The following is a 21080-nucleotide window of genomic DNA, read 5'->3' as shown; positions in this document are numbered from 1 at the left end:
GGGTGCCCTGTCGCGATATGTTGCTTATGGAAAACAGTTTCCTGTGTTTCGAAACACCCGCTAGCTGATCTGGATGATGCTGTCGAAGGGCAGCTCGCCCAGCTTGTCGCGGCCGTTCAGGAATTCCAGTTCCACGAGCACGCCGATGCCCACGATCTTGGCGTCGAAGCTCTCCATGAGCTTGAGCATGCCCTGCAGGGTGCCGCCGGTGGCCAGCACGTCGTCGATGACCAGCACCTTTTCTCCGTGCAGCAGGGCGTCCTCGTGCATGCACAGGGTGTCCGTGCCGTACTCGAGGTCGTAGGTGACGGAGGCGGTCTTCCAGGGAAGCTTGCCGGGCTTGCGCACGGGCACGAAACCGAGCCCCATCTTGTAGGCCAGGGCGGCCCCGAAGATGAAGCCGCGCGCCTCGGCGCACACCACCTTGGTGGCTCCGCAGTCCTTGAACCGCTCGGCCATGGTGTCGATGGCGTGGCGGAAGGCTTCGCCGTGCCCCAGGAGGGGGGTGATATCGAAGAAGAGGATGCCCGGCTTGGGGACGTCCGGAATTTCCCGTAACAAAGCGCGCAGATCCATGACAGCTCTCCTGATTGTGAAATAAACGCCTTGACGGCGCTACGTGAATTGCGGATACGAGTCAAGCGCCTTGGGCACCATCATATTGAAACTTCTGGGGAAATCATTGCGAGCACCGCGGAAACCCTTCTGGAAATACGCCTTTTTCCCCATCCTGGTGAACTCGGCCGTCCTGGTCGCTCTGGTTTCGCGTGATCCGGGATGGTGGGGCATGCGCGGGGTCTATGACCGGGTGGGCTGCCTTTTCGGGCCGGCGATGCCCACCGTGCAGGGCCTGCACCAGGGCTTTCCGGAGGGAAAAATCCAGGCCCAGACGCTCGCCCAGGCGGTCCCGGCGACCACGCGCCTCGATTCCTCGGACACGCCGGGCTGGAGCGTCTACATGGTCCCGGAGGGGGCTGGCGCGCAGACGCTGGTCTTCGAAGTGCAGGCCGAAGGAGCCCAGCTGCTCTACTTCCCCCGCGCAAACGGCGCGGACAGTTCCGTCGAGGTGGCGGTGTTGGACGCGGGCAAGACCAGCCCCCTGGCCCGGCTCACCGGAAAACCCGGCGTGTGGACACCCATCGGCGCGCGCTGGACCATCCCTCTAGCCTGCTTCCATAGGGACCGGCCCATCCTCCTCCAGGTGACCCTGGCCGGCCCCTGGGCGCAACTCTGGGTCAGAAACGGGTCTGCCTTTTTCTAGTAGGAGGCGCGCAGCACTGCCACGGCCCCGTGCACGGGCTCGATCCAGGCGTTGCCTTCCAGTTCCACCACCAGCTTCAGCTCCCGTCCGGCATCTCCGGCTTCCACGACGACATCCGCGCGACCTTCCCGCGAGGCGGCCCCGGAGGCGAGCTCGCGGCCCCTCGCGTCCTTGAGGGCCCAGCGGGCGGCGGCTTTTGCGTCCTTGGGGTCCAGGCGCACGGTGAAACGGGCCTGAGCCCAGGACATGGGCTCCTGCGCGGTGAGCCTGAGGCGCGCGTATCCAGGACGGCTCCTGTCGGCCGGAGCCAACCCCTCCGTTTCCGGGTGCAGGCTCGAGACGTCCGCCTCGACCACTTGCCAATCACCTTGGGTCCGATACGTCCCCGAAGGGCCCATCTCGGCCACCCGCGCCGCCGCGCCAGGCCTGAAAACCGTGTAGTTCCCATGCCTGGCATCAAGATCGTAATACAGTGCCACCGCATCCTGGAAGGCTTTCGGAGAGAAGCCCCCGTAGAGCACCAGATGGTCAAAGCGCCTGGCGCGGATGTCCTCCGCCAGAGAGGAGCATTCAGCCTGCCACATCCCGGCCTCTTCGTAGAGCTGGGTCTCTATGCCGTCGAAGAAGGTTATCTTCCAATTTTCGGCCTCGCCGAGAAACAGCTGCCCCCCTTCCGTGGTGACCAGGACAGTTCCCGAAAGCCCGCTCACCCAGGATACGTCCGCCGGAGGGGGGGGCTCGGGCGAGGCGGACGCGGGCAGCCAGGCCAGAAGCAGAGTGAGCGCCACGGCCGGGCCCTGGGGCCTGAGGCGGACGACGTGGCCTACAAGTGTCCCCACGCACATTACCGCAGTTATCAGCGTGCCGATGGCGTAATTGATGTCCGCGCCCCAGGTGGCAAGCAACTTCGCCATGAAGACGGCGTTGACCACCGTGAGGACCATGGGCAGGTCCCAGCGCCTTCGCCATGCCGCCCATGCGAAATAAACGAACAGCACGACAATCAGGGCACGCAGTTGGTCCCAGATATGGCCAAGGCGCTGCAGCAGGAATTCAAAGGTGTTAAGGTCCGGATTGCCACTCATGACCGAGGGATAGACGAAGCAGTTGCGTAGGAAACAGCCGCCGCTTGCGGCTTGCACGCATCCGAAAAGGACGAGCCCCAGGACCAGGGCCGCAAGAGCCGCCGCAACAGTCGGACGCCACGCCCGCCTGCCCGCTCCCCAGACCAGGGTTCCCAGAAAATACGGCAGGGCCTGCTGCTTGGTGAACATCGCCAGGCAGAACACTATCCCCGCCGTCACGGCCAGCCTCACGCCCGCCTGGCTCGATTGCTCGCGTGCGCAGGCTTCGACAAAACACCAGACCCCCGCCAGGGCGAGGCACCAGGCCAGCATGTCCGGGCGCGCATGCATGCTCCACTCCTGGAGCATGGGAATAAACAGGAGCATGCACGACACAGATAGGGCCGCCAGCCACGACGAGGTGAAACGCAAGGTAATCAGACAGGCCATGCCGATGAGAATCAGAAAACAGCCAAGGCTGATGATGCGCCCGGTCTCCAGCGTCCACCCCAGGAAAGGCGCGGCGGCGGCCACCATGATGTGGTAGACGGGAGGATAAATGGTCACCAGGAAAGGATGGTCCCCAAGTGACGAATAGATGTTGCTGCCGTGGGCCAAAAGCCAAGCCTTAACAGTCTCGCGGCCCTCCACGGCGTTGAGGGACAGCGGATACGTCGCCACGTTCGCGATGTGCCGGAACCAGGGCACAAGCAGGTGCCAGGCCGATTCCAGCACCAGCACGGCGCACATCCCGTAAAACAGGCACACCAGCGCGTTCATGCCCCGCAGAAAGCGGCGGCTCCTGCCGAACAGGGGAAACTGGCGGAAGCAGAACACCTTGAAGAACATGAGGTTCAGCAAGAATACGCCCGCCAGGACCGCATCGCCGCCCCGGGGCACCCCAAGGAGGCGCGCGCCGTAGAAAAAGTGGCCGAGTAGGAGGGTGGCTGTGATGGTCAGGAAACCGAGCTTGCAGCGCATGGCCGTGCTCTTATCCGTCTAAGGCCCGCCACCGCAACCGCGACTTGACATCCCAGCCCCAGATGGCATCACCCACAGATGCTTTCCTCCTGCGACACCCTCATTCGCGCCGGAACCCTGGTCACCCAGGACGAAAATCGCACCATCCTAAACGACGCGGCCGTGGCCGTCACCGGCACGGCGATCGCCGCCGTGGGCCCCTGGAGCGAACTGGGCGGAACCCCCGCCCGCGAGACCCTCGATTTCTCCGGGGACATCGTCCTGCCTGGACTGGTCAACACCCACACCCACGCGGCCATGACCGTTTTCAGGGGGCTCGAGGACGACCTGCCCCTCATGGACTGGCTCACGGGCCACATCTGGCCAGCCGAGGCGCGCCTGACGCCGGAGATCGTGGTCACGGGCACGCTCCTGGCCTGCGCCGAGATGCTGGCAACGGGCACGACCGCCTTCTGCGACCTCTACATCTTCGAGCGCGCCGTGGCCGAGACGGCCGCCGCCGTGGGCATCCGGGCGGTGCTGGGCGAAGGCGTGTTCGACACGCCCAACGCCTCGTACTCGAATCTGGACCAGGCTTTCGCCAAGGTGGACGATCTGGCGGACTTCTGCCGGGGCCGCGCCCTGCTCACGCCGTGCCTGGTGGCCCATTCGGTCTACGCCACCGGGCACGATACGCTTGCGCGCCTCGCCGGGCTGGCCCGGGACAGGGACCTGCGCCTGACCCTGCACGCCGCAGAAAGCGCCTCGGAAACCGCCATGTGCCTGGAGCGCTTCGGGGCGCGTCCCGTGGAGATTCTGCGCGCCCTGGGCATCCTGGCGCCGAACCTGCTGGTGGCCCACGCCGTGGATGTGACCAAAGCCGAGATCTCCCTGCTGGCCGAAAGCGGCACGGCCGTGGCCCATAACCCGCGCAGCAACCTGAAACTGGCCTCGGGCATGGCTCCCATGGCGGCCATGCGAGCGGCCGGGATCACCGTGGGGCTCGGCACCGACGGCGCGGCCAGCAACAACACGCTCAACATGTTCTCGGAGATGAACCAGGCGGCGCTCATGGCCAAGGCGCGCGAACACGACCCCACCGCCCTGCCCGCCCAGGCCGTGCTGGACATGGCCACCATCGGGGGAGCGCGCGCCCTGGGGCTCTCCGACTGCGGCAGCATCGAACCGGGTCGCCAGGCGGACATCGTGGCGCTCGACGGGCGCGCCCCCAACCTCCAGCCGCCCCACCGGCCCGTGTCGCACCTGGCCTACGCCGCATCGGGGCACGAGGTCCGCCTGACCATGGTGGCCGGACGCGTGCTCTACCGAGACGGCCGTTTCACCACCCTGGACTACCCTGCCCTGCTCAAACGCATGGACAAAGTGAGGAAATGGGCTCTCGGGGCTTGACAGGGCGCGAATAATGATGAAAGAGACCACGTTTCCAAGCGACGTGAATCGTATCGCCCAGCGGGGCGTGAACGGAGGATAGATCAATGAGCTATGTCGTGAACGGTGTCGAGTGCCATCCCATCATCGACAAATGTGAAGGTTGCGAGCGCACCAAGGAAGTGGAAGGAGCCAAGTACTGCTCCAGCTATCCGCTGCCCGAGCGGAAATGGTCGCACGGCGTGTGCAACTTCGCCACCCATGTGAAGGCCGAGAAGGACACCGGCGGCAAGGTGAAGATCAACCCGCTGAAGGCCTCCAAGCGCGCTGCCCGCGGCCGCTAAGCCAATCGATTCCACGGGCGGGAACCACGGTTCCCGCCCTTTTTTTATTGCCGCCGGCCCGCCGGACGGTCGCTGTTTGCCGCACGGACGCGGGTTTCCGCGACATCGTCGCGCCTCGGAATGCCGGCCCGGCTTCTCCTGTGGCGCCCCCAGCCTTGCCATCGCCCCCACAAAGAGGCTACACGCCCGAGAACGGAAGTATCCTTGCCATTCGTGAGCACTAACCTCGGAGCCCCCATGCTTTCCGGCATACTCGAACACATTTCGGCCAGCCGCGACCAAGTCGTGGACCTGCAGCGCATCCTCGTCTCCATCCCGGCCGTGGGGCCGGACAACGGCGGTCTGGGCGAGCGGGCCAAGGCCGACGCCATGCTGGCCTGGCTCAAGGAGCACGGCGTCACGGACGTGACCGAATACCGCGCCCCGGACGAGCGCGTGCCCTGCGGCCACCGCCCCAGCATCAAGGCGGTCATCCCGGGGCAGGACGCCTCCCGCACCTTCTGGGTGATCTCCCACCTGGACGTGGTGCCGCCCGGTGACATGGCCCTGTGGGGCACCAAGCCCTTCGAGCTGGCCGTGGACGGGGACGCGCTGGTGGGACGCGGCGTGGAGGACAACCACCAGGGCGTGGTGGCCTCGCTCCTGCTGGCCGACGCCATGGTGAAGACCGGAGCCGTGCCGCCCGTCAACTACGGCATGCTCCTGGTGGCCGACGAGGAGAACGGCTCCAAGTTCGGCCTGGAGTGGCTGCTCAAGAACCATCCGGAAATCTTCGGCAAAAACGACCTCTACCTGATCCCGGATTTCGGCATCCCCAGCTCCGAGATGGTGGAGATCGCCGAGAAGAGCATGCTCTGGCTCAGGATCACTCTGTCGGGCAAGCAGTGCCACGCATCCTCACCCGAGGAGGGAGTGAACACGCTGGTGGCCACGGCCGCGTTCATCCTGCGCCTGACCAAGCTGCACGACCGCTTCCCGGCCGTGAACGAACTCTTCAAGCCCGCCAACTCCACGTTCCAGCCCACCAAGAAAGAGGCCAACGTGGAGAACGTGAACACCATCCCCGGGCGCGACGTGTTCTACATGGACTGCCGCGTGCTGCCCCAGTACGAGCTCGACGACGTGCTGGAGGCGGTCTACGAGATGGGCCGGGAGATCTGCGCCACTTACGGCGTCACCGCCGAGTACCACATCGTGCAGAAGGAGCAGGCCGCTCCGGCCACTCCCAAGAACGCCGAGATCGTCACCCGGGTGCTGAGGGGCGTGGAGGCCGTGTACGGCGGCAAGCCCCGGCCCATGGGCGTGGGCGGCGGCACCGTGGCGGCCTACCTGCGCCGGGCTGGCCTGGACGCGGTGGTCTGGGCCACCTGGGTTCCCAACGCGCACCAGCCCAACGAGCGCTCGCTCATCAAGAACAACATCGGCGACGCCAAGGTCATGGCCACGGTCCTCTTCGACGAGACCTCCGGGGCCTAGGCGTGCCCCCAAAGACGTTCCCCGAGCGCTTCGACCTCATTGTCGTCGGGGCGGGCCACGCCGGATGCGAGGCGGCCATGGCTTCCGCCAAACTCGGCCTGGCCACCCTGCTTTTGACCATCAATGCCGACCGCATCGGCCACCTCTCCTGCAACCCGGCCATCGGCGGGCTGGCCAAGGGGCACATGGTCAAGGAGATCGACGCCCTGGGCGGCATGATGGGCCTGTGGGCCGACGCCGCGGGCATCCAGTTCCGCCAGCTCAATACCCGCAAAGGCCCGGCCGTGCGCTCCACCCGCGCCCAGATCGACCGGGACGCCTACATGCGCGTGGTCAAACGCGACATCTTCGCCCAGGAGAACCTCTGGGTGCGCCAGGACATGGCCGTGGCCGTGCTCACGCAAAACGGCCGCGCCTCGGGCGTGGCCACCTCGCTCGGCGAGGAGCACCCGGCCCGGGCCGTACTTCTGACCACGGGGACCTTCCTCTCGGGCCTCATCCACGTGGGCCTGACCCATTTTCCCGGCGGACGCCTGGGCGACCCGGCCTCGGTGGGACTGTCCGAGAGCCTGCGCTCCATCGGCCTCGAACTGGGGCGGCTCAAGACCGGCACCACACCGAGGCTCCTCAAGGATTCCATTGATTTTTCCCAGATGACCATCCAGCCCGGCGACGATCCGCCCGCGCCCTTCAGCTTCCGCTCCAAGGGCGTGACGCTGCCCCAGCTGCCCTGCTGGCTCACTTACACCAACCAGGCCACCCATGAGGCCATCCGCTCGGGCTTCGACCGCTCGCCCATGTTCACCGGGGTGATCAAGGGCACGGGGGCGCGCTACTGCCCCTCCATCGAGGACAAGGTGGCCCGGTTCCCGGAAAAGGACCGCCACCAGATATTCGTCGAGCCAGAAGGGCTGGAGAGCCCGGAGGTCTATCCCAACGGCATCCCCACCAGCCTGCCGCTTTCGGTGCAGAAGGCCATGCTGGCCACCGTCCCGGGCCTGGAAAAGGCCCAGATCGTGCGCCCGGGCTACGCCATCGAGTACGATTTCGCCAACCCCACACAACTTCAAGCGACACTTGAAGTAAAAGTGCTGCCCGGGCTCTATCTAGCAGGCCAGATAAACGGCACCTCCGGCTACGAGGAGGCCGCCGCCCAGGGCCTGTGGGCCGCGCTCAACGTCTTCTGCGCCCTCGGGGAACGCCCGCCCTTCATCCCCAGGCGCGACCAGGCGTATATGGGCGTCCTGGTGGACGACCTGGTGACCAAGGGCACCACCGAGCCCTACCGCATGTTCACCTCCCGGGCCGAGCACAGGCTTCTTTTGCGCGAGGGCAACGCCGACGAACGCCTCACGCCTCTGGGGCGCGAACTGGGTCTGGTGGACGATGCCCACTGGCGGCTTTTTTCCGCCAAGCGCCGCGCCCTGGCCGTGACCGTGGAGGGCCTGGAGACCATCCGCATAAGGCCTGACGCGCCCACGCGCGAAATCCTGGAAGCCATGGGGGCGCACGTGCCCGGCAAGTCGGCGTCCCTGGCCGACGTGCTGCGCCAGCCGCAGCTTTCCATCGAGGACCTGGCCCCGCTGTGGCCGGCCCTGGCGGAATTTGCCCCCGACGTGCTCCAGGAGGCCGAGGCCAGGGTCAAGTACGACGGCTACCTGAAACGCCAGGAAGAGCTGGCGGGCAAACTCGCCAGGATACAATCCCTGGAACTTCCGCCGGATATGGAGTATCGGGAGGTTGCCGGTCTCTCCCGCGAGGTGGTGGAGAAGCTTTCGAGCGCCCGGCCCCTGACGCTGGGGCAGGCGTCGCGCATATCGGGGATCACCCCGGCGTCGCTCATGTGCCTGGAAATCCACCTGAAGAAAACGGGCCGATTGTAACCGCCGGCTTGAAGCGCCGACGTCCGGGATCAAACGACATGGACGCATCCATCAACGATTTCTTCACCAGGGTGTTCGAGGACATCCTGGCCGGGCGGGTCACGCTGGAATCGATCATGGTGGTGCTTGCGTTCTTCGGCTCGTTCATCCTGCTCACCTCGCTGGCCTTCGTGTTCTCCAAGAAGCCCAGGGAAGTCATGCTGGACCACCCCGCCACCTGGGTGACGGAATATCCGCGCATCATGGAACTCCTGGACGCGGCCGTGGTGCAGCGCAGCAAGGTGCGGGTGAGCTTCCACCGCGACCTGGGTGGAGCCCGATCCAGCGACGGCACGCTCATTGACGCCAACAAGAACGACCTGACCCTGGAGATGAGCTCCATCAAGACCATCAACCCAGCCTGGGTGGGGCGCACGCTGGAACTCAACTTCATGCTCCGCCTGCCCGACCAGCCCAAGATTCTCTCCACCTTCAGCTTCATCTCGGAGATATTGTCCTACCACCAAGGGCAAAACGACATCCTTCAGTTCAAGATATCGCGCCCTCTGCGCCTGGAGCTGAACCAGAACCGCATGCATCTGCGAGTGGAGCCCCCGGCCAAATACGTGCGCAGCCTCAAGCTCTGGACCGAGGACGATGTGCGCCACAACGGCGACCCCCGGGACCCCGATTCCTGGGGAGACGCGCTCTACTCCGCGGGCTCGGAAATGGCCCAGGAGATCGAGATGGACAACATCTCCGGCGGCGGCATGCGGGTGGAGATCGTTCCCGGGGCGCTTCGGGCCAAGAACAACAAGATCGCCGTGAACCAGCAGTACTACGGCCAGTTCACCCTGGCCGATCCCGAGTTCACGGGTTTCACCACCCACTATGTTCTCATGCGGGTGGTGAAGTGTTACGACGACTGCGACTCCAAGACGAAGCTGTCGCTGGGGCTCATTTTTTCGGCCATGGGCGTGCCCAACGAACCGCCCCTGACCGGGCTCAAATGGCGCACGGTCAACCGGGATTTCGGCATCCGGGAGCTTGACGACTGGGCCTACGAGCTGCACCTGGAACTGTATCGTAACAAAGGGATTGCATAGTACCGACGCTGCGACGCAAACCGCGCGAGTACGGAGGATTCAGTTGGACGAAGGATCGGAAGGACGGTTCTGGACCCTGGTGAACAAGTTCTTCAGGGGCCGCAACGACCTGCCCCTGGAGGAGCTCATCCAGGCCGCCACGGAAGACGGAGAGGTCGGCGCCGAGGACGCCAGCGTCCTGCTCAAGTACCTGAAACTCGGCAAGAAGCAGGTGGCGGACATCATGGTGCCCCGCACCGACATCGCCTGCGCCGACGAGGAGGACGGCATCGACGCCGTCACCCGCCTCATCATCGAGCGGGGCCACTCGCGCATCCCCATCTACCGCGAAAACAGGGACCACATCATCGGAGTGGTCCACGCCAAGGACGTGCTCACCTACCTGGTGAACCCCAAGGACAAGCCCCGGTCCCTGGCGCCGGTCATGCGCAGGCCCCTGTACATCCCGGAGACCAAGAACCTGAAGGACATGCTGGCCGAGTTCCAGAAGGGGCGCATCCACATCGCCATCGCCCTGGACGAGTACGGCGGCACCTCGGGCCTGGTCACGTTCGAGGACGTGCTGGAGGAATTCGTGGGCGAGATCGAGGACGAGCACGATCCCACCCGCCCGGCGGAATTCCAGGAACTCGAGGACGGCAGGCTCAAGATGCACGGCCGCTTCCCCCTGGAGGAACTGGCCGAGCGCTTCGGCATCGTGCTGGAGTCGGACCAGGTGGAAACCCTGGGCGGCTACCTGAGCGAACTGGCCGGGCGCGTGCCCAGGCAGGGGGACTCCTTCCGGGCGGCGGGCTACACGTTCACCGTCACCGAGGCCGACAGGCGCCAGGTCCGCTGGGTCCTGGCCGAACCAACAGCGGAGCCGGACACGTCCGATGACACGCCCGTCGGTCCTTGACGGGCCCCTGCGCCTGGTCCTTCTGGGCACGGCGGCCGGCTTCCTGGCTTTCGCCAACCCCGTGGCGCGCCTGCCCCTGCTGGTGCTGGGCTTTCCTTGGGTGCTGGCGCAACTCGCCCGCCAGGCCCGGGACTCGAGGCACGCCCTGAAACTGGGCTGGCTCACCGGCGCGGCCGCCGCCTCGGCCAGCCTTTACTGGATCGCCCTCCCGGTGCACGACTACGGCTTCCTGCCCTGGATTCTCGCCGTGCCCTGCCCGCTCCTGATGGGCGCGGCCCTCGGGATGTATCCGGCCGTGTTCTGCTGGCTGCTCTTCGCCACGCGGGAAAGCCTGCGCCCGATGGCCTGGGGCGCGTTGGCGGGCTTCTCGTGGATCGCCCTGGAGGCCCTGCGCGGCTGGCTTTTTTCCGGCTTCCCCTGGCTTCCCCTGGCCGCCGCCTTGGTTCCCTGGACTCCGGCCATCCAGGCGGCCGCCCTCATCGGGGCCTACGGCCTCTCGGGCGTGCTCGCCGCCTGCGGCGTATGGCTGGCCGGGCCGGGCATCGCGTCCCGAGCGGCCTGCGCGGCTACCCTGGCGGCGCTCTTCACCTACGGCCTGTGGGCCGTGGACCAGCCCGTGGCGACCTCGGGCGAGTGCAGCGCGGCCATGGTCCAGGGAAACATCGACCAGGCCCAGAAATGGGAGCCGGACACGCTTTCCAGGGCCATACAACAATACGCCGACTTGAGCGGCCCGGTCCTTTCTCCCAAGCCCGACGTGGTCATCTGGCCCGAGACGGCCCTGACCTTCTTCGTCCAGGAGCCGGGGCCGGAATCGGTCCAGGTCAAGGCGTTCGTGAAGCGCGCCGGCGTCCCCCTGCTGGCCGGAGCTCCTGGGTACGAGCGCGTGGGCAGGAACGCCCTGGTGTTCAACCGGGCCTACCTGATCGCTCCCTCGGGCCAGGAAACCTTCTACGAGAAGGAACACCTGGTCCCCTTCGGGGAATACGCCCCCTTCGGCCAGGACATCCCCATCCTGTCAGCGCTGCTGCAGGGCGTGGGCGCGTTCACCCCTGGCACGGCGACGGCCCCTTTGAAAGCAGGCCGCCTTGCCATGGGCATGCTCATCTGTTACGAATCGATCTTTCCGGAACTGGCCCAGAAGCGCGTGGAGGCGGGAGCCAACGTGCTGGTGAACATCTCCAACGACGCCTGGTTCGGCCGCTCCGCCGCGCCCGAACAGCATCTGGAACTGGCCAGGCTGCGGGCCGTCGAGCAGGAGCGCTTCCTGCTGCGGGCCACCAACACGGGCTACACGGCCCTGATCGACCCCAAGGGGCGATCCAGCCACCAGACGCAGCTGTTCCAGGAAGCGGCCGTGGCCGTAACCGGAGTGGGCCTTATCACGGAAACGACTGTCTACCACCGCCTGCACGGCCGGCTCGAAGCCGGTGCGGGTCTGGCCGCCCTGGCCCTGCTGGGCTTCGCGGCGGTGAAAAAACGCAAGACCGGCGCATAAAAACACTATGGCACTGCTGCAATACCCCGACCTCAAGACCCAGTCCAAGGAGATCCTGGACAAATTCGACTCCCTCTGGGGGCGTCTTTGACCTGGATGGCAAGCGCAAGCGCTTGGACGAAATCGAAACAGAACTCTCCAAGCCCGACGCCTGGCAGAATCCGGAACGCCTCACCCCCTTTCTGAGGGAAAAATCCGATCTTTCCGGCAAGGTGGCCACCTACGAAGCCCTGCTCAAGTCCCGCGAGGATCTGGACGAATGGCTGGTCATGGCCCAGGAGGATCCCAACCCCGAGGTTCTCGACGAGCTTTCCGGGCAGATCGAATCCCTGGTCAAACAGGTGGAGGCCTCCGAACTGGCCACCCTGCTCTCAGGGGCCGAAGACGCCTCCGGAGCCATTCTGGAAATCCACCCTGGAGCGGGCGGCACCGAGGCCCAGGACTGGGCTGAGATGCTTTTGCGCCTCTACCGCCGCTGGTGCGAACGCCACCAGTTCAGCGTGGACGAGCTGGACTTCCTGCCCGGAGACGAAGCCGGAGTGAAGTCCGTGACGCTCCAGGTCAACGGCCCCTACGCCTACGGTTTTTTGAAGGCGGAAAAAGGCATCCACCGTTTGATCCGCATCTCGCCCTTCGACTCCTCCGGGCGCCGCCACACCTCGTTCGCCTCGGTGGACGTCTACCCCGACGCCGGGGCCGACATCCAGATCGAGGTCAAGGAGGAGGACATCCGGGTGGACGTATTCCGGGCCAGCGGGCCCGGCGGCCAGCACGTCAACAAGACCAGTTCGGCCATCCGCATCACCCACATGCCCTCGGGCATCGTGGTGCAGTGCCAGAACGAAAAGAGCCAGCACCGCAACCGCGAATCGGCCATGAAGGTGCTCAAGGCCCGCCTCTACGACCTGGAGATCAAGAAGCAGCAGGCCATGCGCCAGGCCGAGTACGAATCCAAGGACGCCATCGGATTCGGAAGCCAGATAAGGACCTACACCCTCCAGCCCTACCGTCTGGTCAAGGACCACCGCACCAACTGCGAAGTGGGCAACGTGGACGCCGTGCTGGACGGCGACATCGACACCTTCATCCGCGACTACCTGCTGCACTTCCATGCCGCCCACTAGCCCGTACGAAGCCTCCCACGCCGAAGACCGGCGCGAAATCCTGGACGAGATCGCCAGGCTTCGAGACGCGTTGACCCGCAAGATCCGCTCCTCGGTCAAAGGCAGCACGGACGGCATCATCATCGCCAGGCTCTGCGCCGGGCTGACCCTGGACGAGTGGGACGAAATCATCCAGGACGGGCACTTCATGCATTGGCTGGCCCTGCCCGCGTCCGGGGACGCCACGCCCCACTTGGCGCGCCTCCAGCGCACCCTGGAAGAACTGGCCCACCAGACCCGCCACGATCCGCTCACGGGCCTAGCCAACCGCCGGGCTTTCGAGAAGGTCCTCAAAATGGAGCTGGAGCGCTCCTACCGCAGCGGCACCAGCCTGTCCCTGGCCATCCTGGACCTGGACGACTTCAAGGCCGTCAACGACACCTACGGCCATCTCTGCGGCGACCGGGTGCTTGTGGGCATCGCCGGAACCCTGCTCGGGCACAAACGCGGCTACGACCTGGCCGCGCGCATCGGCGGCGAAGAATTCGCGCTCATCCTGCCCGGTTCCGGGCTCATGCAGGCCGAAACCACCCTGATGCGGCTCCTGGACGAATCACGCGGCCGCCAGGTCACGTGCGAGGGCGTGGCCGATCCCGTGGGCGTGACCTGCTCGGCGGGCCTGGTCTGCACCAAGGGCAAGATGCACCTTACCGTGGAGCGCTTCATCGGCATGGCGGACAAGGCTCTCTATGAAGCCAAGGCCCAGGGCAAGAACCGCATCGTCAAGGCGCCCATACCCGACCTCCTGGAGACGCCCCAGGCAACCCTGGTGCACGCCCAGGAGAAACAATTTCTGTTCACGGGGCCGGACACATGAGCCACGAAGACGTCAATCCCCGCTCCACGCTGAGCGTATCCATCCTGTCGGGCAAGGGAGGGGTCGGCAAGACCAACCTGGCCCTGAACTTGGCCTACGCCCTGTACAAGGCCAGCCACAAGATGCTGGTCATGGACTTCGACGTGGGCCTGGCCAACGTGGACGTGCTGCTGGGCGTCTCGCCGGAGAAGAACCTCCAGGACCTGCTCAAGCCCGGTGTCATGCCCGCGGACGTTGTGGCCGAGGTTGAACCCGGCGGGTTCGATTTTCTGCCCGCGGCCAGCGGCGTGCCCGAACTCCTGGAACTCGACGAGGACATGCGCGATTCGGTCTTCACCAAGTTGAATACCGTGCTCGGGGAATACGACTACGTCCTCTTCGACCTGGGCGCGGGCATCGGCAAGACCGTGCTGGCGCTGGCCTCCATGACCCGCATGCGGGTGCTTGTGGTCACGCCCGAGCCCACCTCGCTCACCGACGGCTACGCCGTGGTCAAGGTGCTCAAGAACCAGCACAACATCAAAGACTTCCAGGTGGTGGTCAACCAGGCCAGCAGCGCCAAGGAAGCCCAGCTCACCTTCGACCGGCTGCATGGCGCCTGCAAGCGCTTCCTGGACCTGGATATCGGCTACCTGGGTGCGGTGCACACCGACCCCAACGTGCCCGAGGCAGTGCGCCGCCAGGTGCCCCTGATCAAGTACGCTCCGCAGTGCCGGGCCTCCCAGGACATCCTGAGCCTGGCCATCAAGATCGCACGCCACCGGGCCGAATCCAAGTCCCATCTGAAAGCCAAGGCGATTTTGAAAAAAATAACACATGGTTAACTTGACTGCGCCGACGGTATCCGCAATATACACGAAAAAGTGATTTCCGTGTCTGGAACCCCATGGCCGCCCGGCGAATATCGTGGCGGCGGAAAACGGAGGCCGTCATGAATAAGAGCGAACTCATCAACGCCCTGGCCGAAAGCCGCGAAATCCACGTGGACGAAGCCTCGGCCGTGGTCAATTCGTTCATCGACTCCATCAAAAGCGCCCTGGTTGACGGTGACCGCGTGGAAATCCGCGGCTTCGGCAGCTTCAAGGTGAAGGGGTACAAGGGCTATACCGGCCGCAACCCCAAGTCCGGCGAGGTGGTCAACGTGGCCCCCAAGCGCCTGCCCTTCTTCAGGCCAGGCAAGGAACTCAAGGAATTTCTCAACAAGTAGGTTTTTACGATGCGTTTTCTTGCAGCGCTCCTCATGGCGCTCTTCACCTGCATTGGCTTCGGTGCGTCCGCCCAGGCGGAGCCGCTTGCGTCCATCGTCTTTTCCGGAAATTCCTGGGGCTACTTGAAGCCCTGCCCCTCCTGAGGCAACCACACCATTGGTGGGCTGACCCGGCGGGCCAGCGCGTTCAGCAAGTTCCGCTCCCAGGAGAGCACCAAGGGTCAGACGGTTTTCATCGCCGGCCCCTATGAATTCATATCCGACGACGGCCACGACCACGCCATGGACGAGGCGTTCGCCCCCCTGGCCAAGGCCTATGAGGCCCTGAACTACGACGCGGGAGCGATATCGCCGGCCGAGGCCGCCAAGTTCGCCGCCGTCAACGCCCAGCCTCCCAAGGGTTGGCAGGTCCTGGCCCCCAAGGAGCCCAAGACCGTCGTCCTGGACACCCCCAAGGGCAAGATCGGACTGGTGTTCTTCCCCGAGGCCAAAAAGCCCGGCGACGACCCTGGCCCAGACGCAATCCAGGCCATCGCCAAGGCCGTCAAGGGTCTTCGCGGGCAGGTGAAGCTCGTGGCCGGAGTGAGCCCCTGGGGCGTGCAGGCCGAGTCCGACTACCTGGACAAGACCAAGCCTGACCTGGACGTGCTCCTGGGCAGCGGTTCGGGCGTCGGGTTCTCCGCCAAGCCCGCCCAGGGCGGCAAGACGCTGTGGATGCACACCTACACCAAGGGCAAGGCCATCTACACCATTGACGTTCTTGCCTGGCCGGGCGACAAAGGGTTCAAATGGGAGCAGGGCTCAAACTACACCACGCAGGCCGTGGTGCTGGACGAGGCCTACATCCCCGATCCCGGCATGGAGCAGCTGCTCCTTAGCGTGCCGGATCCGGGCGACAAGCCGGCCAAGTAGACCCTGGGGCAGGGGCTCCTGGCCGAATCGAACCAATTTGGAGGGCAGAATGCAGTTTACCGGAGCTTTCACCGCTCTCGTCACTCCGTTCAAGAACGGAACGGTCGACGAAGAGACATACCGCGCGCACATCGAATGGCAGATCGAACAGGGCATCGACGGCCTTGTTCCCTGCGGCACCACGGGTGAGTCAGCGACCCTGTCACACGCCGAACACGCCCAGGTGATCAAAATATGCGTGGATCAAGTGAAAGGCCGAGTACCCGTTCTGGCCGGAGCCGGATCCAACAACACCACCGAGGCCATCGAGCTCACCCGTTTCGCCAAGGACGCCAAGGCCGATGGGGCCCTGCTCATCACGCCCTACTACAACAAGCCCACCCAGCCTGGCCTGATCGCGCACTTCGCGGCCATCGCCAAGGCCGTGTCCATGCCGTTCATCGTCTACAACGTGCCCGGGCGCACCTCGGTGAACCTGCTGCCCCAGACCGTGGCGGCGCTCAAGAAGCAGGTGCCCGAAGTCATCGGCATCAAGGAGGCCACCGGCAACCTGTGCCAGATCTCCGAGGTGATCGAGTATTGCGGCCGGGACTTCACCGTCCTCTCCGGTGACGACTTCACCGTGCTGCCCACCCTGGCCATCGGCGGCCACGGCGTGATCTCGGTGGTGTCCAACGTGGCTCCTGCCATGATGCGCAAGCTGTGCAAGGCGTGGCGCAAGGGCGACATCGCCAAGGCCCAGCGCCTGCACTACAAGCTGGCCCCCCTCAACCGGGCCATGTTCATCGAGACCAACCCCATCCCGGCCAAGACCGCACTGAGCCTCATGGGGAGAATGTCCTCCGAGCTTCGCCTGCCCCTGGTCAACATGGCCCCGGAAGTCGAAGCCAGGCTCTCGGAAGTGCTGAAGAAGTCCGGGATTCTGTAAGACTGTCGACACGCTGTTGCTTCGGGGCCCGGGGAGAATTCTCCGGGCCCCGTTCGTTTGGATTGCCGGGCATCGCGTCCGCGCCCCGGGCGTAATGCGACACCGGCCATGCCTTGATCCCGACGGTGGCGTGCGCGCACCTGCGCGTTGATCCTCTTGCATCCCATCCGACAGTGAAGTATGTGACCTTCCGGTCGGCAGTTCACCCAGGCGTCGCCGCCCCGCGAGGGGAGCTAAACCTGCCAGTTTCATCATTCCATCGACACCTTATCCCGTGCCGAGTCGGAAGACGGCGACCACCGGCGATCCGTCCAGGATCGGCGCGCTTAAAGGATAAGCGATGTCCCGTACCCCTCTCCCCCTGTATGCGGGCGATATCTCCGCCCTTGCCCGGTCGCTTCGCGGCCAGCTCTGCGCCTGCGAGCGCACTCCCGGCCACGTGGAACTGCTCAACATGCTGGCCCGGTCCACCGGCTACCGCAACTTCCAGCACTTCCGCACCCAGGCCGATGCCCAGGTCCGCCTGGAGCGGCCCCTGCCCCAACCGCAAAGCGTGGATTCCGCCAAGGTGCTGCGCGCGGCGCGCTACTTCGACGCTGCAGGTCAGCTGACGCGCTGGCCGGGCAAGTTCAGTCACCGCGAGCCCTGCTTGTGGGTGATGTGGTCGAAAATCCCGCCCCGGCGGGATATGAACGAACGGCAGGTGAACGAACTGCTTCTGGAAGGCCACCTGTTCGAAGACCCGGCCTTGCTGCGCCGGGAGATGTTCGACCGGGGGATGCTCGCAAGAACCCCTGACGGCCGCGTCTACCGGCGCATCGAACGAAGGCCCTCTCCCGAGGCCCTGGCGCTCATCCGGCTTCTGGGCGAGCGCCGGACCGGCTGAACCAGCGCCTAACTCCATGTCAGGTTTGAAGCCGAAGGGGCATCCCGCCTCCGCGCGGCTTCAATCCGCCATTTGCCGAATGAAATCTCAAACAAGCCCGGCCCCACGGCCGGGCTTGCCTTCCTCCTGGCTGCGATCCAGGATATCCTTCAGGTTCTCTTCGATCCAGTCCGCCAACGCCGCCACCCGCTGCCCGACCTCGACGCCAAGCAGGGTCAGGCTGTATTCCACATGCGGCGGCACCACCGGGTAGGATTTGCGCTCCACGAAGCCGTCGCTCACCAGCCACTGCAACGTCTGCGCAAGCATCCTCTCGCTCACCCCGCCCACTTTCCGGCGCAAATCGCTGAAGCGGTGCGTTCCCCCCGACAGCGCGACGAGAATCAGCATCCCCCAGCGGCTCGTGACATGCTTGAGCACTTCACGCGAGGGGCATCGCTCCGAGAAGACATCTCCGCGCTTGAACCGGTCCGACAACGTGGCTGCCGGACATTCCGCCTTCCGACCGTGTTCGCTCATTTTTACGCTTACCTTTATGTGTGTACTTACAAAAAGTTTGTGTGGCTGCTACCGTGCCAGATATTCCCATCAACCGAAAGGAGTATCAGCCATGTTAGTCATCACCGGAGCCTCCGGCCAACTCGGCCGTCTGGTCATCGAGCAACTGTTAAAGACGATGCCCGCCGCTCGGATCGTCGCTGCGGCGCGCACCCTTGACCGAGTCAAGGACCTGGCCGCACGCGGCGTTCAGACGCGCCACGCCGACTATGACAAACCCGAAACCCTGGACGCCGCGTTCGCGGGCGCCGGCAAGCTGTTGCTCATCTCCTCCAGCGAGGTGGGCCGCCGCTTCCCACAGCACAAGGCCGTGATCGACGCCGCCAAGCGGGCCGGGGTAACACTGCTGGCCTACACGAGCCTACTGCATGCCGACACGTCTCCCCTGGGATTGGCCGAAGAGCACAAGGCGACCGAGGCGTACTTGAAGGCTTCTGGCGTTCCCTTCGTCCTGTTGCGCAACGGCTGGTATACCGAAAACTTCACCGCCTCCATTGCCCCCGCCCTCAAGCACGGCGCGTTCCTCGGCAGCGCGGGCGACGGGCGTATCTCCTCGGCCGCGAGGGCCGACTACGCCGAGGCGGCCGCCGCCGTGTTGGCGCTCGAGAACCAAGAGGGCCGGACATACGAACTGGCGGGCGACGAGGCCTACACGCTCACGGATCTGGCTGGGGAGATTTCGCGCCAGTCCGGCAAGACCGTAACCTACGCGAACCTCCCCGAGGCCGAGTTCAAGGCGGCGCTGCTTTCGGCCGGCCTGCCCGAACCCATCGCCGGGCTGTTGGCCGATTCGGACACCGGTGCGTCCAAGGGGGGTCTCTTTGACAACTCCGGCCAGCTCGGCCGCCTCATCGGCCGCCCCACCACCCGCATGGCCGCCTCGGTCAAGGCCGCGCTTTAGCCGTTCACAAAAGAAAAAGCCCGGAGCGGGAGACCGCTCCGGGCTTGATCATCATAGGGGCTTTCGGTGCGACTAGGCGCCGAAGACCTTCTCGAACTTGGGAACCACGTCCTTCTTGCGGCTCATGACGCCGGGCAGCCACACGGAGGTGCCGGCAGGCTTCACGCCGAAGGCCTTCTCGACGACGGAGGCGTCGTCGGAGACGATCAGCATCTCGGTGCCTTCCTTCATGATGTCGGTGAGCAGCAGGAACACGGAGTGCAGCTTCTTCTCAGCCTTCACCTTGGCGATGTCGGCCTGCAGGTCGGCCTTGTACTTGTCCAGGATGGACAGGTCCACGACTTCCAGCTGGCCGATGCCCACGCCGGTACCGGACATGTTGAAGTCCTTGTAGTCGCGGAAGACCAGGTCGCGGATGGGGGTGCCGTCCACGGCGGACTTCACCTTGAACATGTCCATGCCCAGGGCCATCATGTCGGCCACGCCCGCGATCTTGGCCAGCTTTTCACAGGCCTTCTTGTCTTCGGGGGTGCAGGTGGGGGACTTGAACATGACGGTGTCGGACAGGATGGCGCACAGCATGATGCCGGCCATGGGCTTGGAGATCTCCACGCCGTAGAATTCATACATGCTGGCGATGACGGTGCAGGTGCAGCCCACGGGCCAGACCCACATTTCCAGGGGGCTGGAGGTGGTCACGTCGCCCAGCTTGTGGTGGTCGACGACGCCCAGAATCTCGCCCTTGGAGAGGTTCTCCAGGCTCTGGGCCAGGTCGGAGTGGTCCACCAGGATGATCTTCTTGCCTTCGGCGTCGGAGATGATCTCGGGGGCCTTCACGCCGAACTTGCCGAGCACGAAGTCGGTCTCAGGGGTGGTCTTGCCCTGAGCGGCGGCCACGGCCTGGATGCCGCGCTTAGTCATCAGGTCGGCCACGGCAATGGCCGAGGCGATAGAGTCGGTGTCCGGGTTTTTGTGTCCAACGACATATGCTGCCATGTTCGAATCCCTCCTGAGGTGATGTGCAAAATGAACTTGTGGGAAATATCACAAAGATCGCCGGTTGCCAAGCGGCTTTGTCCAACATTGCTCCGGAACTCATATCAGCAAACGGCTGAGCACGGCCAAGGCCACGCCCCCAAGGAGCACGGCGTAGGCCGGGCGGTGCCGAAGCGAAAGCACTGCCCCGATGCTGGCCACCACCCAGAGGTGAGGCCACTTGAGCGGCACCGAGCCCAGAAGCGGCGTCAGCCGGGGGAGCATCAGGTGCGTGACCACCAGAAGCCCGGACAGGGCCAGGGCGAAGGCCACGACGTTCACCGGCAACATGACCAGCATGGAGCGGCGGGTGAGCGAGGCAGGGCCGGGTCCGCCTGAACTGCGCTTGGCCCAGAGCATGAGGCGCTCGAAGGCCAGGTTCTCGTATTGGCGGTGGTAGCGCTCGATCACGGCGAAAGCCCGCCCCAGCGGAAGCGCCGCCAGCATGACCACGGCGGCCAGGGCCGGTTGCCGCAGGGCGAAATGGTGCACCACGGCCAGGCTGGCCAGGGCCGGGGCCAGGGAATGTGGCTGGATGATGGTTCCGGCCGGGAAGATGTCCAGCCAGAGAAGCTCGAAGAACAGGCAGATGCCCAGGCTCGACGCCCAGTCGCCGGTGATAAGGCCCCACACGAACCCCACCGTGAGAGGCCGGTCAAGCAGGGGCAGATTGATCAGGAAGCGGAAGCAGGAAAAAAGGGCAAAAAAAAAGCGGTGGCGAGGATGAAAGGGATGACGTCGGCGTGCAGTTCCATGGGTCTTTTCGTCCTGGTCCGTCAGCTTTTCTTCAGAATGCCTCAAATGCGCCCGAATGT

General features: G+C 65.0%; 21 protein-coding genes. 16 read left to right on the top strand and 5 right to left on the bottom strand.

Going from position 1 to position 21080, the window contains the following annotated elements; all coding sequences use genetic code 11:
* Positions 1–60 precede the first annotated feature (60 nt).
* On the bottom strand, positions 61–576 hold the full coding sequence (locus ML540_RS14965) for an adenine phosphoribosyltransferase (protein WP_243362888.1): 516 nt from the start codon (positions 574–576) through the stop codon (positions 61–63).
* 106 nt (positions 577–682) lie between these two features.
* Between ML540_RS14965 and ML540_RS14960 the strand changes: the two genes are divergently transcribed.
* Positions 683–1261, top strand: coding sequence for a hypothetical protein (locus tag ML540_RS14960; RefSeq protein WP_243362886.1), 579 nt, complete (start codon positions 683–685; stop codon positions 1259–1261).
* Here the strand turns inward: ML540_RS14960 and ML540_RS14955 are convergent.
* Positions 1258–3306 (bottom strand): ArnT family glycosyltransferase, encoded by a 2049-nt coding sequence (locus ML540_RS14955; RefSeq protein ID WP_243362883.1) that lies wholly within the window; start codon positions 3304–3306, stop codon positions 1258–1260. The genes ML540_RS14960 and ML540_RS14955 overlap by 4 nt on opposite strands.
* A gap of 78 nt (positions 3307–3384) precedes the next feature.
* On the opposite strand from ML540_RS14955, the gene ML540_RS14950 reads away from it, so the two are divergent.
* The 14 genes from ML540_RS14950 (at position 3385) to ML540_RS14885 (ending at position 17771) form a co-directional block, all read left to right on the top strand.
* Positions 3385–4695, top strand: coding sequence for an amidohydrolase (locus tag ML540_RS14950; RefSeq protein WP_243362881.1), 1311 nt, complete (start codon positions 3385–3387; stop codon positions 4693–4695).
* 86 nt (positions 4696–4781) lie between these two features.
* On the top strand, positions 4782–5018 hold the full coding sequence (locus ML540_RS14945) for a PxxKW family cysteine-rich protein (protein WP_243362880.1): 237 nt from the start codon (positions 4782–4784) through the stop codon (positions 5016–5018).
* A 237-nt stretch (positions 5019–5255) separates the two neighbouring features.
* The gene (locus ML540_RS14940; protein WP_243363747.1) at positions 5256–6494 is read left to right on the top strand and encodes a M20 family metallo-hydrolase; all 1239 of its coding nucleotides are present in this window, start codon (positions 5256–5258) and stop codon (positions 6492–6494) included.
* 77 nt (positions 6495–6571) lie between these two features.
* On the top strand, positions 6572–8377 hold the full coding sequence (gene mnmG, locus ML540_RS14935; RefSeq protein WP_243363738.1) for a tRNA uridine-5-carboxymethylaminomethyl(34) synthesis enzyme MnmG: 1806 nt from the start codon (positions 6572–6574) through the stop codon (positions 8375–8377).
* A gap of 38 nt (positions 8378–8415) precedes the next feature.
* Positions 8416–9462, top strand: coding sequence for a PilZ domain-containing protein (locus tag ML540_RS14930; protein ID WP_243362878.1), 1047 nt, complete (start codon positions 8416–8418; stop codon positions 9460–9462).
* A 43-nt stretch (positions 9463–9505) separates the two neighbouring features.
* Entirely contained in the window at positions 9506–10360 is an 855-nt protein-coding gene (locus ML540_RS14925) for a hemolysin family protein (protein WP_243362877.1), read from the top strand.
* Positions 10338–11858: an apolipoprotein N-acyltransferase gene (gene lnt / locus ML540_RS14920; protein WP_243362875.1), complete on the top strand. Its 1521-nt coding sequence runs from the start codon at positions 10338–10340 to the stop codon at positions 11856–11858. Before ML540_RS14925 ends, lnt begins: the two co-directional genes overlap by 23 nt.
* A gap of 13 nt (positions 11859–11871) precedes the next feature.
* Positions 11872–12982, top strand: a protein-coding gene (gene prfB / locus ML540_RS14915; RefSeq protein WP_243363734.1) for a peptide chain release factor 2 whose coding sequence is annotated in 2 segments (ribosomal slippage) — positions 11872–11946 and positions 11948–12982 — 1110 coding nt in all. Because the reading frame shifts where the segments join, the coding sequence is not laid out codon by codon here.
* A complete protein-coding gene (locus ML540_RS14910) occupies positions 12969–13838 on the top strand; it encodes a GGDEF domain-containing protein (RefSeq protein ID WP_243362871.1) in 870 nt (289 codons plus the stop codon). The genes prfB and ML540_RS14910 overlap by 14 nt, the downstream gene beginning before the upstream one ends.
* The gene (locus ML540_RS14905; RefSeq protein WP_243362864.1) at positions 13835–14662 is read left to right on the top strand and encodes a MinD/ParA family protein; all 828 of its coding nucleotides are present in this window, start codon (positions 13835–13837) and stop codon (positions 14660–14662) included. The genes ML540_RS14910 and ML540_RS14905 overlap by 4 nt, the downstream gene beginning before the upstream one ends.
* A gap of 107 nt (positions 14663–14769) precedes the next feature.
* Positions 14770–15045, top strand: coding sequence for an HU family DNA-binding protein (locus ML540_RS14900; protein ID WP_243362861.1), 276 nt, complete (start codon positions 14770–14772; stop codon positions 15043–15045).
* A 9-nt stretch (positions 15046–15054) separates the two neighbouring features.
* A complete protein-coding gene (locus ML540_RS14895; RefSeq protein WP_420705181.1) occupies positions 15055–15957 on the top strand; it encodes a UshA-like (seleno)protein family 2 in 903 nt (300 codons plus the stop codon).
* 49 nt (positions 15958–16006) lie between these two features.
* Positions 16007–16885 carry a 4-hydroxy-tetrahydrodipicolinate synthase gene (gene dapA, locus ML540_RS14890; RefSeq protein ID WP_243362856.1) on the top strand — a complete coding sequence of 293 codons (879 nt, stop codon included), beginning with the start codon at positions 16007–16009 and terminating at the stop codon, positions 16883–16885.
* Between the two features lie 340 nt (positions 16886–17225).
* Complete coding sequence (locus ML540_RS14885; RefSeq protein ID WP_243362853.1) at positions 17226–17771, top strand: DUF2087 domain-containing protein; 546 nt, start codon at positions 17226–17228, stop codon at positions 17769–17771.
* An 87-nt stretch (positions 17772–17858) separates the two neighbouring features.
* Here ML540_RS14885 and ML540_RS14880 read toward each other — a convergent pair whose 3' ends face one another.
* Complete coding sequence (locus ML540_RS14880) at positions 17859–18290, bottom strand: winged helix-turn-helix transcriptional regulator (RefSeq protein ID WP_243362852.1); 432 nt, start codon at positions 18288–18290, stop codon at positions 17859–17861.
* Between the two features lie 91 nt (positions 18291–18381).
* On the opposite strand from ML540_RS14880, the gene ML540_RS14875 reads away from it, so the two are divergent.
* Complete coding sequence (locus ML540_RS14875) at positions 18382–19230, top strand: SDR family oxidoreductase (RefSeq protein ID WP_243362850.1); 849 nt, start codon at positions 18382–18384, stop codon at positions 19228–19230.
* 72 nt (positions 19231–19302) lie between these two features.
* On the opposite strand, the gene ML540_RS14870 is transcribed toward ML540_RS14875, so the two are convergent.
* Positions 19303–20226, bottom strand: a complete 924-nt coding sequence (locus tag ML540_RS14870) for a manganese-dependent inorganic pyrophosphatase (RefSeq protein ID WP_243362848.1) — start codon at positions 20224–20226, stop codon at positions 19303–19305.
* Between the two features lie 99 nt (positions 20227–20325).
* The gene (locus tag ML540_RS14865; protein ID WP_279343485.1) at positions 20326–21066 is read right to left on the bottom strand and encodes a PTS sugar transporter subunit IIC; all 741 of its coding nucleotides are present in this window, start codon (positions 21064–21066) and stop codon (positions 20326–20328) included.
* Positions 21067–21080 lie beyond the last annotated feature (14 nt).

Origin of the sequence: Fundidesulfovibrio terrae (assembly GCF_022808915.1) — a bacterium.
Classification (GTDB): domain Bacteria; phylum Desulfobacterota; class Desulfovibrionia; order Desulfovibrionales; family Desulfovibrionaceae; genus Fundidesulfovibrio; species Fundidesulfovibrio terrae.
This window is presented reverse-complemented; position numbering and strand designations above follow the sequence as displayed.